Annotated in this window: 13 protein-coding genes and 2 CRISPR repeat arrays (1 of these 15 only partly in view); of the genes, 7 read left to right on the forward strand and 6 right to left on the reverse strand. The window is 35.7% G+C overall.

Annotated elements, in window-relative coordinates:
• Nucleotides 1–236: a CRISPR direct-repeat array (repeat unit 28 nt; unit sequence TTTCTAAGCTGCCTATGCGGCAGTAATG) (it extends 32 nt beyond the left edge of the window).
• A 139-nt stretch (nucleotides 237–375) separates the two neighbouring features.
• Genes cas6f through csy1 form a run of 4 tightly spaced genes read right to left on the reverse strand, consistent with a single transcriptional unit; the run spans nucleotide 376 to nucleotide 4263 of the window.
• Nucleotides 376–945: a type I-F CRISPR-associated endoribonuclease Cas6/Csy4 gene (cas6f, locus tag ACFFHT_RS00620; RefSeq protein WP_382372478.1), complete on the reverse strand. Its 570-nt coding sequence runs from the start codon at nucleotides 943–945 to the stop codon at nucleotides 376–378.
• Nucleotides 946–947: 2 nt separating this feature from the next.
• The gene (csy3, locus tag ACFFHT_RS00625; protein ID WP_382372480.1) at nucleotides 948–1943 is read right to left on the reverse strand and encodes a type I-F CRISPR-associated protein Csy3; all 996 of its coding nucleotides are present in this window, start codon (nucleotides 1941–1943) and stop codon (nucleotides 948–950) included.
• The gene (gene csy2, locus ACFFHT_RS00630; RefSeq protein ID WP_382372482.1) at nucleotides 1940–2947 is read right to left on the reverse strand and encodes a type I-F CRISPR-associated protein Csy2; all 1008 of its coding nucleotides are present in this window, start codon (nucleotides 2945–2947) and stop codon (nucleotides 1940–1942) included. The genes csy3 and csy2 overlap by 4 nt, the downstream gene beginning before the upstream one ends.
• A gap of 8 nt (nucleotides 2948–2955) precedes the next feature.
• Nucleotides 2956–4263, reverse strand: a complete 1308-nt coding sequence (csy1, locus tag ACFFHT_RS00635; RefSeq protein WP_382372484.1) for a type I-F CRISPR-associated protein Csy1 — start codon at nucleotides 4261–4263, stop codon at nucleotides 2956–2958.
• Between the two features lie 459 nt (nucleotides 4264–4722).
• On the opposite strand from csy1, the gene ACFFHT_RS00640 reads away from it, so the two are divergent.
• From ACFFHT_RS00640 to ACFFHT_RS00655, 4 genes are all read left to right on the forward strand, one after another.
• Entirely contained in the window at nucleotides 4723–6660 is a 1938-nt protein-coding gene (locus tag ACFFHT_RS00640) for a TonB-dependent receptor domain-containing protein (RefSeq protein ID WP_382372485.1), read from the forward strand.
• 75 nt (nucleotides 6661–6735) lie between these two features.
• Nucleotides 6736–7185 carry a TonB-system energizer ExbB gene (gene exbB, locus ACFFHT_RS00645; RefSeq protein WP_382372487.1) on the forward strand — a complete coding sequence of 150 codons (450 nt, stop codon included), beginning with the start codon at nucleotides 6736–6738 and terminating at the stop codon, nucleotides 7183–7185.
• A gap of 12 nt (nucleotides 7186–7197) precedes the next feature.
• Nucleotides 7198–7587: a TonB system transport protein ExbD gene (exbD, locus tag ACFFHT_RS00650; RefSeq protein WP_382372489.1), complete on the forward strand. Its 390-nt coding sequence runs from the start codon at nucleotides 7198–7200 to the stop codon at nucleotides 7585–7587.
• Complete coding sequence (locus ACFFHT_RS00655) at nucleotides 7587–8342, forward strand: energy transducer TonB (protein WP_382372490.1); 756 nt, start codon at nucleotides 7587–7589, stop codon at nucleotides 8340–8342. Before exbD ends, ACFFHT_RS00655 begins: the two co-directional genes overlap by 1 nt.
• Here the strand turns inward: ACFFHT_RS00655 and plsY are convergent, their stop codons facing one another.
• Complete coding sequence (gene plsY, locus ACFFHT_RS00660; protein WP_382372492.1) at nucleotides 8343–8963, reverse strand: glycerol-3-phosphate 1-O-acyltransferase PlsY; 621 nt, start codon at nucleotides 8961–8963, stop codon at nucleotides 8343–8345. It lies immediately after the preceding gene.
• Between the two features lie 94 nt (nucleotides 8964–9057).
• Between plsY and folB the strand changes: the two genes are divergently transcribed.
• Nucleotides 9058–9420: a dihydroneopterin aldolase gene (folB, locus tag ACFFHT_RS00665; RefSeq protein ID WP_382372494.1), complete on the forward strand. Its 363-nt coding sequence runs from the start codon at nucleotides 9058–9060 to the stop codon at nucleotides 9418–9420.
• A gap of 43 nt (nucleotides 9421–9463) precedes the next feature.
• On the opposite strand, the gene pepA is transcribed toward folB, so the two are convergent.
• Entirely contained in the window at nucleotides 9464–10969 is a 1506-nt protein-coding gene (gene pepA / locus ACFFHT_RS00670; protein ID WP_382372495.1) for a leucyl aminopeptidase, read from the reverse strand.
• A gap of 181 nt (nucleotides 10970–11150) precedes the next feature.
• Between pepA and lptF the strand changes: the two genes are divergently transcribed.
• Both lptF and lptG read left to right on the forward strand, forming a co-directional pair.
• Nucleotides 11151–12248: an LPS export ABC transporter permease LptF gene (lptF, locus tag ACFFHT_RS00675; protein WP_382372497.1), complete on the forward strand. Its 1098-nt coding sequence runs from the start codon at nucleotides 11151–11153 to the stop codon at nucleotides 12246–12248.
• 1 nt (nucleotide 12249) lies between these two features.
• Nucleotides 12250–13320 (forward strand): LPS export ABC transporter permease LptG, encoded by a 1071-nt coding sequence (gene lptG, locus ACFFHT_RS00680; protein WP_382372499.1) that lies wholly within the window; start codon nucleotides 12250–12252, stop codon nucleotides 13318–13320.
• Between the two features lie 128 nt (nucleotides 13321–13448).
• Nucleotides 13449–13712: direct repeats of the CRISPR family, unit length 23 nt; unit sequence TTTCTAAGCTGCCTATGCGGCAG.
• The last annotated feature ends 103 nt before the right edge of the window (nucleotides 13713–13815 follow it).

Below are 13815 nucleotides of genomic sequence, written 5' to 3' on the forward strand. Positions count from 1 at the left end.
GTCTGGACTTGTCCTGTCTGCTCTGCCATTTCTAAGCTGCCTATGCGGCAGTAATGGTACTACAAGGTTTTAATGTTTAGCCTCCCAATTTCTAAGCTGCCTATGCGGCAGTAATGCACAGAATTTATTGGCTTGCGGGATTTACACATTTCTAAGCTGCCTATGCGGCAGTAATGAGTAAGTCAAGCTGGTACACACCGCTTAGGTGTTTCTAAGCTGCCTATGCGGCAGTAATGTAGAGTATTCTTCTTACTAATACTATCTATTTCAATTATTAAAGAACATTTAAATTAAAATACCCTTTTTTCTGAGTGTATATATAACCTATTGATTTTTAAAAGATATATTTTCCTCTGGAAAAAAGGGTTTTTAGTATTAAAAATCAGGAATAGTTGCGGTTGCTTCTTTACTTAAACCATAACCAGTGAATATCCCCTCTTGGTGTACTGTACATACCACGCGTTTTATTTCTAACAACATTTTTGCTTGATTTGTGCTGGCACTTTTTAGAAATACATGAGGATATCTTTTCACCTGCTGCTGTTTTAGACGCATATTATCTAAAACTTCATCAGAGAAATTGCCCCTTGCTTTCATACGTTTTTCTGCACGCTTCAAAGCACTCTTTCCTTTATGTTGGATACGTTGAAAGCGAACAGGAGTTGTTTCCTCAGGAATTTTCATGATTTCTTGAATAAGAAAGTAATTGCGTAATGGTTCTAATTGAAAATGAATAAATTCTAAATCCATTTCAGAACCGAATAGGCGAATTATCCAACCTAAACCACGATTTTGTTGGTATTTAGGAAAGCCAATCCCAATTCTGCCTTCAAAGGATGGTAAAAGTTGATGTAATGTTTGCATTGCGTAAGCCATTACATCAGAATGTCTTATTTCGAGCTGAGGAATGGCTTCTAATTCAATGTAATGTGTTAGTTGGTTCATATTTAGTCCTTACCGCTTGCACCAAAAACACCGCCACGAATAAGAACACTAATCACATAGTATTGTTGTTCTAATGGTGGTTCTTTGCCATTTAGAATCCAATTATCAAATAGCGAATAGAAATCCATTTTTTGTTTAGGTTGACGGAAAGCTCGTCCTAGATTAGTGACTGCACCATAAGGTTCAACAGCAATCGGGAATTGTGCATTATCATCATACCAAGTATCAATAGTACGAATGGCATTGCCAATTTTTTGTGAGTGCAATCCTGCAATGCCATTAACTTGATATAGGATCTTACTTTTTCGATTGTTTGAGTTATCTAGCACTAATTCTTGAGATGGATAAACTTCTTGTCCTTCCCCCACTTTTACTTCTGCTTCTACTTTAATCAGGGTGAATTGTTTACCTTGAAAACCGAGTTCAATATACTCCGCAAGTTCAGTCAGTTTTTCATCTTGATAGGTAAAACTATTCAATGGAAGTTGTTTAACATCAGTAAATTCAAGGGTTTTGTCGCCTAATATGACAGAAATTTTTATCTCTTCTGCCCCCATTCGATTACGCCATAACCAACGACCATTGATAATATTATAGGCATAACGATACGCTAATTCTTTTGTACCAACTTTTTCTAAATAACCTTGAATAGTGGTTTCTAGGGCTTCTTTATACTCTGGGTTGTTACAAACATTTGGCTTACCTGCAAAAGGGAGGACTTTACAGCTCCATTGGACAACCAATGTATCTTTGGTGTGATCTAAAGCGGCAATATCAACAGTTTGTAAATTCGGTTTATCAATTTCGGCATCTAATTTTGTTGGATCATTTGAAATCGCCTTTTTAAGGCGATTAGAGATTGTGCCGCGTACTGCTTTTTCGGTAATTTTTACTGGGGATAACTGATCTGATGTTGCCGATTTTTGGAAAAAGATAGCATCAGAAATATCTAAACGACGTTCAAATGCGAGAACTGTTGCGGTAATAAGTTTGGTCATTGTGCATCTCCTTGAGTGAATAAAAATAAATTGTCTTGTGTATGGGTATAACGCCAGAAATATTGGCTAAATCGATCTTTGAGATGATAAGGGAATACCCATTGTCCTAAACCATAAATCACTTCCACATATTGACTTGGATAGTGTGGGGATCGGCAGTTTTGTAGTTCACCAGCCTCAAATTTAGGGTAGATCCCTTGGTAACCGATAGGAATCGGTACTAGCCAACCACGTTCTTGTTTGGCACTGTGAATATTCCATTCGGTCTTTTTCTCGGATTGCGTTGGAATATGATGTAAACAGGCGATTTCAAGCAATGCGTCTAACTCAGTTGCATTTGGGTTTGCCATATAGAAAGAGGAAAGCGGTTGCTTATTTTCATCTTTCATCATCGTAATTTCACCATTGGCAATATGATGTTTAATACCAGTTTGTAGTTCTTTAGTAATAGCCAGTAAATGTTGGTTTGCCTCTATCAAGACAAATGCAGGCTGGATACTGCGTAAAAGTTTATCGCTAGCTGATGGAGTAAATAATTCAACATCAGGAATTGCTAGCACACTCCCGCCTGCAATTCGTTGTTGTGCTAATAGTTCGCCAAGATAATGGGTAAATTCTGCTGATTTTTCAGGGTTAGCCAAAGTATCTTGAAAGTCTGGTGTTGTCATGACTTCTACAACAAGATGAAGATCTAAATGAATTTTTCCCTCTTCAATAATGGGTGCATTACTGCCGTCTTTTTTCAATGGATTACGGGTTTGCTTAAATGTGTAATCTGCATATCGGTGTGGGCGATAGGCTTGCAATTCATAATGATGGCAAGCAATTAATACTCCATTCAGTGAAGCATCAGGATAACGCTGTTGCATTTTTCGGCTTAAATTATGGATAGCACCAACAAACCCACTAATAGCAGGGAAGCCGTAAGTTAACGGGCTTGAAATCGCATTAGCTTGGTGAAGCTTAATATGCTTAAACAGGAGATAAAAATTTGCTTCTGACATAAAAACTCCTAGTGTTGTTGTCTTAATTTGCGTTTAAAGACTCTACGCCATTCATTAAATTCAGGGGCAGAAAAGTCTGAGGCAATGTTTTTGAAACGTTGTTTGAGATGATGATTGACCCATCCTGCAAATTGTTTTGCCACTTCATTGTGCCAATCTTCTTTATCATATTCGAGTTGAAATGCTTCTTCGCCCTCTAACTCGCCTCTTTCAGGATCTAACCAATATTTTTGGCTAATATTCATAAATTGATAATCCTTACTCCAACCAGGTGTACGTTGTTGATAGAACTTAGCAATGCTAAAAATCACATCGATCATTTCTGTGATGGCATCCTTCCGTTTATCCCGTTCGGTATATACATTTTTTTCGGCTAATACGACATCAAATAGCTGGTCAAATAATGGCTTACACTGCCAATAGAGATCATTGTCAAAAATTGTGTTATTCGTAAATTTGTATGGCGCTGAAAAAATAGGGGGCAGAGAAGGGAGTAGGTAATGTTTGCCTGCCTGTTGGTTATTAAGTGATGACACGTTCTGGGGTTGTGAGCCCCCTAATTTGACGATAGCTAAATTATTGATTGTGGCATAACGTTGTTGAATAACTTCATCACTCTCTTTTTTACGATTTTCTTTGGCAACTTTAGTTTCCTCAGAGAAGCGTAACTGTTGGATTTTATTATAAATAGTATGTGTCAAAACAGTTGGGTATAAAGGGATAATACAATGGTAATGATCAGAAGTTATTTTTTCGGGTTCAAGTGGCCAAAGTAACTGTTTATTTTTTTCGTAGGTTATCGGTTCTGTAATCTCATTTAGTAATGCTTTTTGAAATTGATGTTTATAAAAATCCGATAACTGTTCATCTTCGGAAAAAGCCTTTTTTAATAAGGGTGAATCCATTAACAACAAATCACGTAGTAGCAAGTTCTCTTTTTCATCAACCACTATATTTAGAAAGGCGACTAAAGGTAATGCTGCAGCGTTACCACTCGCATCAAGAATATTTTCAGAAACAAGTTGAGAACCAACAAATTGATGTAATACGGTTTGTCTAAAATTGACATTGTTTCCTTTAGAGTCGGGGTGAAGTGGTTTTGATAAATGAGTAGAAAAGGAAATTTGTTTTGCCATTCGATTAGCGGCTTCATTAAGCCAGTTTTCAGGTAAGTATTTTTGTTCAATTTCTTGGATTTTTTGTTCTATCTTAGTGATTTCTTCTGGGGAAGTGGCTTTAGCCAACTTTTTACGTTCATCTTCTATCTTTTTGCTTGCTAAAGATTTTAGATAATTGTTAATGAGTTTATTTAGCATAGATAACCTCTTAAGTTAGGTGGCGATGGTGTTCTATTTGTTCAACATTATATATATTTTTTTCTTTAGATCAACTTTTTAAAAGTCAAAAAATAAATTTATTGTGGATTATATCTAATAATAGAATGGATTGAAAGTAATTAATTCTTTAATTAGTATAAACAGTCTGTTCTAATAGAGGAATCCTTTATAAAGAACAGTTTTTCTATCGTATAGATAGCTTAGAAAACAATAAATTTTTTATTGGTTCTTTACTGCTGCACAAGCAGATCTTACCCATTCAAGGAGATTGTTTATTAACAATCTCCTTTTCTTTTTTGTGTTCCATAGTATGTAGTATATCTTTAAATTTTAATAAGAATAATTCTCAAAAATATCTTGAAAAAGATTTTTATTTAATGATAATGGTTCTCATTAATTTAAGCGATAGAAAAAACATACCTAAGGAGCTATTTAATCATGAAAAAAACAACATTTGTCTTATTACCATTAGCCGCATTAGTAAGCGGTATGGCTGTTGCAGATGACACAAACAATTTAGATGCGATAGAGGTGGTGAGTGATAATCTTTCACCTCAAAAAGAAAATGTGAAGGCAGGAAATACAGTTAAAGTCCGCCAAGCTACAAGTATGGCAGATGTACTACGAGGAATTCCTGGCGTAAATGTAAATGGAGCCCGTTCTGTTGTACAACGTTATAATATTCGTGGTGTGAGCGAAGAATATCTGGCGATTACTGTTGATGGAGCAAGACAAAATGGTTATGCGTTCCACCATTCAGGAAATTATGGGATTGATCCTGAAATCCTCAAGCGTGTAGATATTGATGTGGGATCTAATTCGATCATTAATGGAGCTGGTTCATTAGGTGGTGCAATTCGTTTTGAAACAGTGGATGCAGCAGATCTATTAAGACAAGGTGAAAATTTTGGTGCTAAAGTAAAATGGAGCTATGGTTCAAATGGTGATTCTAATCAGGCAACCACTACTTTGTATGGGCGAGCAGGAAATTTAGATTTATTAGGTTATTTCAATTATCGCCATCAAGAAAATAATGAAGATGGTGCAGGTGTTGAAAATGCAAATAAAGGCAAATTGCAAAATTATTTACTTAAAGCAAAATATAATATTAGTAATGATCAATGGATAAAGGCCTCTGCAGAACATTATATTAATAGTGCATTTAGTTGTTTCCGAGCTAATATGGCACAATGTATTGGCGATGCACCAACAAACCCAGATAAAGCCTACGCAGGGATTGAACGTAATACTTATACTTTAGGCTATGGGTATTCTCCAAGTGATAATCCTCTAATCAATGTGAAAGCTAATGCTTATACCACTGATACAACAACAGGGGCGATGGGTGCAGATAAAGCTAAAGTTAAAACTTATGGCGGGACACTTTCTAATAAATCAGAATTGGATTTAGGTAGTACTCATCACACAATTACTGTAGGTGGTGAGTATTATCATACTATTTCACAAAAATTGGATTCGACAGTTGATGATGCAAAATTATCAAATACTTCACTTTATTTAGAAGATCAGATTTCTTTTGGGGCATTGAGTGTGATCCCAGGAATTCGCTATGACTATTATACAGCAAAATTAGCAGATGATTTTGATAAGAATTTTAGCCGAGTATCTAAAGCACTAGGCCTAAAATATGCACTTACTGATGATTTTATGGTATTTGCTAATTATACAGAATTGTTTAAAGGACCAGATGCTGGAGAAATAGTTTTACGTGGTACAAACCGATTAACTTATGATAAGAGCTTAGAAGCGACAAAAGGTGATAATAAAGAAGTTGGTTTTAGTTATGTAACAGATCAATTATTTGCTGCAGATGATGCACTCACTTTTACAGCGAAATATTTCAATACACATTACGATAATATCAGCCAATCTATTGCTAATCCTAATGGTGGAGGCAGTATTTATGCGAATTTAGGCAAGGTTGTGCTACAAGGGGTAGAAGCATCAGCAAAATATAGTATTAATAATATTACTGCACATATTACATATGCGAGAGCAAGAAGTAAGCAAGTTGAGAACCATAATTATGCTGCATTTCCTGACACAGGAGATCGTTATACTTTAGGATTAAGTTACCAAGTACCTAATGCACAAGTTGAAATGGGATGGAATACCATTTGGGTAAGAGGTATTGATTTACGTAGTAGTGCAACATCTTTAGTAAATAAAGAAAGTTATTCAGTTAGTAATCTCTATGTTACTTGGTCACCAGCGCAGTTACCTGATTTAGAATTAACTGCGGGTATCGATAATGTATTTAACAAAGTCTATAAAGATCAAAGTACGCAGTATTATAGCTCAGTAGATAATGAACTGGGTCGTAATTATAAATTTACCATTTCATATAAATTCTAATTTGATCCTCTGTGTGTAATGAATATAAGGTGTGCGTGGTCGCACCTTATATTTCTTTGTTTTTAAGGAAGAAAAATGGATAGCTTATTTCACTTTTTAGAGCAGTATATTGATTACATTATTTTAGGTTTGTTGGCGTTAATGAGTTTCGTGATGGTCTGGATGGTCATTGAGCGAATTTTCTTTTTAAATAAAATTGATATTAAAAAGTACCAAAATCGTCACGATTTAGAAATTGATTTAACTCGTCATCTCACCATTATCTCTTCAGTGGGAGCAAATGCACCTTACGTCGGATTATTAGGAACTGTTATTGGAATTTTATTAACCTTTTATCAATTAGGGCAATCAGGTGGTGATATTGATGCCAGTGCGATTATGTTGCATCTATCATTAGCATTAAAAGCGACTGCAGTGGGTATTTTAGTTGCGATCCCATCTATGATGTTTTACAACGGTCTAGGACGAAAAGTTGAAGTAAAACGTTTGCAATGGAAATCTTGGCAAGAAAATCAACAAGCATAGGCAGTAGTAACAATGAAAAAGTTTGATGAAATTAATATTATCCCTTTCATTGATATTATGTTGGTGTTGTTAGCAATCGTCTTAATTACCGCTTCATTTATCTCGCAAGGTAAGATTAAAGTGAATGTACCCAAAGCAAGTAGCACTGTTGCATTTAAGTCTGATGAATTGGCTAAATTATTGACTGTCACTAAAGATGGACAGTTATATTTTAATGATAAACCGATCGATAAAGAAGCTTTGGAAAAAGAGGTTTCTTCTTGGGATAAAACACAAAAGGTAACATTAAAAGTTGATTCAGAAGCAACTTTCCAAGAATTTGTGACGATTACAGATTTGCTAGGTAAAAATGAAATTAAAAATGTAGCGATTGTAACAGTAAAGGATAAAGGAGAGCAGTAATGGCAGGGCATTATACTAAGCCAGCTTTCTATGTTGCAGCTATGCTTTATGGGACATTATTTGCAGGTGCTGTTTGGTCATTGGATCGTGATCAGACAGCAAATAGTGTAAGTGGAGAACTTTCTCCGACAATTTCAATGGAATTATTAACTGCTAATGTGTTACCAGAAGAAAAAATTGAGGAGAACATAGAGAAAATTATTGAACCACAAGAGGAACCAGAGCCAATTAAAGAAGAACCTGAACCAAAACCAGAGCCGAAAAAAGAGATAATTCCTGATCCCACTACAAAAAAGGCTATTGAAAAAAAAGAGGTAGATCCGCCTAAAAAAGTGGAAAAGAAAAAACATCACAAACGTGAACATATTAAACGGGAACATCAGCGAAAACCTCAACCACAAATTCAATCTAAAGCACAAGGTGCACCAGTAACGACTACCCAGCAAAATTTGCAAGGTGTAGGTGCGAGTAGTGATGAATTAGCTGCTTATCGTTCTGCACTACGCCGAGAAATAGAGAAACATAAACGTTATTCCCAACGAGCGAGAATGTTACGTCGTCAAGGTACAGTCGTTGTTGAATTTAGTTTGATGAATGATGGCTCGATCCAGAATGTGCGATTACATCGTTCTTCTGGTTATGATGAGTTAGATCAATTAGCGTTAAATGCAGTATCTCAAGCAAAAAGTGTTGGGCAACGACCAATAGGTTTATCCGCGGAACAAAAAATTCCTATTAAATTTATGTTGCGATAATTAAGATTTGCGGGAGTTTGGTGTTTTCTTTTTTAACTTATCCCACATTTTGTCTTCTTGTCCACGCCATAAACGTTGAATATTATTGTGGTGGCGATAGACAAGAAGGCAGCAAACAAGTGCAGTTGGGAAAGTAAACTCAGGTCTAAACCACCAAACATAGAAAGGAATTGTTAAAGCTGCAATAACAGCACTTAATGAAGAATAGCCTGTCAATAAAAACACAAATAACCAAATACCTAACATAAACCCAGCAACTGACCAACCGATAGGGGCAATCGCACCAAAAGCAGTTGCCACGCCTTTACCGCCACGAAATCTGTAATAGATTGGAAAAATATGCCCTAGACAAGCACCTAACGCTACCATACCTAATTCAAACTGGGTTAAGTGTAAATAGTAACCAAGCCAAACAGGTAACATACCTTTTAAAATATCAAACACTAGGACGAATAGTGCTGGAATACGTCCACCAATACGCAATACATTAGTTGCACCAGGATTATGGGAACCATTTTCACGAGGATCAGGAAGTTGGAAAAGTTTACAGAGAATAATTGCACTAGAAATAGAACCAATTAGGTAGGCGAGTAACATATAACAAATAGCAAATAGACTCATTTCATTTTCCTTTTTACGCATTTTGGCTTCCGCCTATTGTAGCAAAATTGGTAATATACGCACCTGAATTTGTTATGAATAAGGAAAAAACACAATGTCATCACAAGAATATATTTTTATCGAAGAATTAACGGCATTTACGCAGATTGGTGTTTATGATTGGGAACAAAAAATTAAGCAAAAACTGATCTTTGATGTTGAAATGGCATGGGATAGTGAGCAAGCAGCAAAAACGGACGATGTCCAATTTTGCTTAAATTATGCTGAGGTGAGCGAATTTATTCTAAATTATGTTGAAAAACGGGCATTTTTGCTTATTGAGCGTGTTGCCTACGAAGTGATCGAGCAATTACATCAACACTTCCAGATTAAACATATTCGCTTAAAATTGCGTAAACCTGATGCAGTAGCACAAGCAAAATCTGTGGGTATTGTAGTAGAGAAAAGTTTTCAGTAGAAAAAGTGAAGGGAAAGTGTTGTAGTCACTTTCCCTTTTTAGATTACTCAAATTTAATATTGGCACGATTTAACAAGAATTGGACTAAAAGCGAAACTGGACGACCTGTTGCACCTTTATTTGCACCTTGTTGCCAAGCTGTTCCTGCAATATCTAAATGTGCCCAATTATATTTTTTGGTGAAGTTGGCTAAGAAACAGGCAGCAGTAATTGCACCACCCCAACGTCCACCAACATTAGCTAAATCAGCAAAGTTTGACTTCAACAGCTCATTATATTCTTCATTCATTGGCAAACGCCATGCCTTATCAGTTGAAAGATCTGCAGCACTTTGTAACTCATTTGCTAAGGTATTAACTGGTGAAAAGAAGCCACTATTAACACTGCCTAAAGCAACAACACAAGCACCTGTTAATGTAGCAATATCAATAACAGTATCAGGATCAAAACGTTCGACATAAGTCAACGCATCACATAAAACTAAACGTCCTTCAGCGTCAGTATTTAATACTTCTACTGTTAAGCCAGACATAGTAGTCAAAATATCACCTGGACGATAGGCATTACCACCAGGAAGATTTTCACAACCTGCTAATACACCAATGATATTTAGTGGTAAATTTAATTCAGCAACTGCTTTCATTACTCCATATACCGTAGCAGCACCACACATATCATATTTCATTTCATCCATACCAGCGGCAGGTTTAATGGAAATACCACCAGAATCAAAGGTTAATCCCTTACCGACTAAAACAATTGGTTTAGCTTGTGGATCAGGGTTATTTCTAAATTCAATGATGGACATAAAGGCTTCATTTTTTGCACCCTGAGAAACAGCTAGATAAGATTTCATGCCTAATTTAGCCATTTGTTGTTCATCAACAACATGACTTTGAATCGTTTTATAGTCTTGTGCTAATTCAATGGCTTTATCAGCAAGATAACGAGGCGTACAAACGTTAGGAGGAGTATTAGCAAGATCTTTAGTTACTTTAATTCCCGCACTAATCGCCACAGCATGTTGAATAGCACTTTCTGCTAATGGCAATTCACGACGAGAAGGAACATTAAACACAATTTTACGTAATTCACGACGTGTTTCAGGTTTAATACTCTTAAAGTCATTAAAGCTATACAATGTTTCTTGTGCAGCTTCGACTGCAAAACGCACATTCCAATAAGTATTACGACCTTTAATATGTAACCCTGTAAGATAACAAACCGCTTCCATTGAACCTGTATCATTTAATACTTTAACGGTTTGCTGAATGATTTGTTTATATTGACGATCATTTAATTCTCTTTCTTTACCGCAACCAACAAGCAGAATACGATCAGCAGAAATATTAGGCACATGATGCAGTAATAGTGTTTGACCAACTTTACCTTCAATATCGCCTCGACGTAATAATGTACTGATATATCCTTCACTGATACTATCAAGCTGTTCTGCGGAGCTAGAAAGACGACGAGGTTCAAATACACCAACGACTAAACAAGCAGTACGTTGTTTTTCAATACTGCCATTTTTGACGCTAAATTCCATATTCACATCCTTAATTATGATTTCTATTGTTGTTAGGCATTGAAACAAGGTATTATATGCCGCTGTAAAAAATGTTTTGGGGAAAAACAAAACAGCGGAATCAAAACAAAATGGTCTTTTAAAGTATCGTTTTTTGTAAAAAAATCAAGTAAAAATAGAGAGAAAACATAGGCCAAACGACGTGATTTTAACTAAATATCTAATTAGAGAAGTATTAAAGAGCCAACTGGCTATTTTATTCATTTTACTCATCATTTTTTTAGCCCAACAATTAGTTCGTGTTCTCGGTTCTGCCGTGAATGGTAATGTTCCAGTTGATGTCATTTTGCCCTTATTAGGATTGGGAATGCCAACGATGGCACAGTTAATGTTGCCATTAAGTCTATTCTTAGCATTACTCTTAACTTTAGGGCGTTTATATAGTGAGAGTGAAATTACCGTAATGCAGGCATGTGGTATTGGTCCAAATGCGTTGATTAAAGTAGGGCTATTACTTTCTGTCATTACAGCAGGTATTGCAGCATATAACTCACTTTACCTGACACCTTGGGCGTTAAAAAAACAAGTAGAAGTTGTTGAAAATGCTAAAGCTAACCCGAGTGCTTCTGCCATTACACCAGGACAGTTTATTTCTTCCAGTAAAGGTGATTTTGTTTTATTTGTGGAGAAAGTTAAAGGTGAGGATCTCTCGGATATTTATTTATTTCAAACTAAGCAAATTGGTAAAGTTAAACCTTCTGTTGTGGTAGCAGAACAAGGAAAATTTACATCTGCAGCAGATGGAGGACAAATTCTATCACTTAAAAATGGCGAACGTTTTGAAGGGAGTGCAACCTTACCAGAGTTTCGTATTACCCATTTTACTGATTATTTAGCATTTCTTACATTTAACCAAGCACAAAGCGATGAATCTGACTTAGATATGCAGGATAGTTATACACTATTGGCAGACTCATCAGTGAAAGCAAAAGCAGAAATATTGTGGCGAATTACGCTATTTTTGGCTGTGCCGTTAATGATGTTAATTGCTATTCCTTTAAGTAAAGTGAATCCTCGTCAGGGAAGATTTGCCAAAATCTTACCAGCATTATTACTTTATTTAATTTATTTCTTATTACAAAGTTCATTAAAAACAGCTGGAATTAATGGCAAATTAGCTGCGCATTATTGGATGATTGTTGTTAATGTTGCATTTTTAGGATTAGGAATAATGCTAAATCTACCATCTGTTAGATCGAAACTTGTGCAACCATTTAAACGTAAAGTAGCAAGAGGTTAGTATGTTTAATGCTTTAGATCGTTATATCGGTAAAACGATTTTGGCCACCATTTTTGTTACCTTATTCTTATTGGTTGGCTTATCTGCAATTATTAAATTTGTGGAGCAATTTCGAGCTATTGGAGAAGGGAATTATGATACGTTAAAGGCTATTGCTTATACCTTATTAACAATTCCGAAAGATATAGAAACTTTTTTCCCAATGGCAGCATTACTTGGTGCATTGATTGGTTTAGGGTCATTAGCATCAAATAGTGAATTAGTCGTAATGCAAGCATCAGGATTTTCACGTTTTCAAATTGGGATGGCAGTGATGAAAACAGCGATTCCATTGATTGTATTGAATATGGCATTAGGTGAATGGGGGATACCGCAAACCGAACAATTTGCCCGTGAGATGCGATATAAATCATTAACAGGTGGTTCGTTACTTTCAGTTAAAGGTTCAATTTGGGCAAAAGATGGGAATAGTTTTGTTTATATTCAAAATGTACCAAAAGAGAATGAGTTGGAAGGCATCTATATTTATCAATTTGATCAAGAACGTAATTTAAAGAAACTTAGTCAAGCTAATCGAGCCGTATATAAAAATAATGAGTGGCATTTTAATCAACTATCTGAATCTATTTTAGATGAAGATAAGGTTACTAATAAAAACTATTTAAACCTGCCATGGAAGACAAGCATTACGCCAGATAAGTTAGGAATAGTGTCCTTACGACCGAGTATGTTATCTATTAGTGGTTTATCGGAGTATATTCAATTTCTAAAAAATACAGGGCAGGATACAAAAACGTTTGAATTAACATATTGGCGTAAAATCTTACAACCAATTTCAATTAGTGTGATGATGCTATTAGCGTTATCTTTTATTTTTGGCCCATTACGCAGTGTAACGCCAGGCGTACGTGTTGTGACAGGGATCTGTTGTGGTTTTACTTTTTATGTATTAGATGAGGTTTTTGGTCCATTAAGTCTTGTTTATAATATTCCACCAATTATTGGCGCGTTAGCACCAAGTGTCTTTTTTGCAGTGATTATTTGGTGGTTGATGGTACATAAACGTCATTAAAATTCAGTATTGCTATAATAAAAAACTTCATCTTTTTTACGAGATGAAGTTTTTTATTAATTTTTAAGTTGCTGCCTATGCGGCAGGCAGGGAACAAAATATGCCAATAATTGTCTTTTTCTTCATCATTTCTAAGCTGCCTATGCGGCAGGGAACGTTACCTGTTAGTCGTAGATGTCCAATAATCCTTTCTAAGCTGCCTATGCGGCAGTAATGAACAAGAACCAGAAGAAAAGGAAATCCCTATTTTTCTAAGCTGCCTATGCGGCAGTAATGCAAGATATTACTCTAAAACTAAATTTGTAGTATTTCTAAGCTGCCTATGCGGCAGTGAACAAACAATTCGGTGAAATGCCTGAATCGGACATCTTTCTAAGCTGCCTATGCGGCAGGGAACATTTTGTATTCAATGACGTGATTACTTTCTTATGGCATAGTAGACAAAATTGTTGCTGATGTGTCAAAAACTATGCCAAGTGGACAAAATTGTGGCTA

The organism is Gallibacterium melopsittaci (genome assembly GCF_042433085.1).
GTDB classification, from domain to species: domain Bacteria; phylum Pseudomonadota; class Gammaproteobacteria; order Enterobacterales; family Pasteurellaceae; genus Gallibacterium; species Gallibacterium melopsittaci.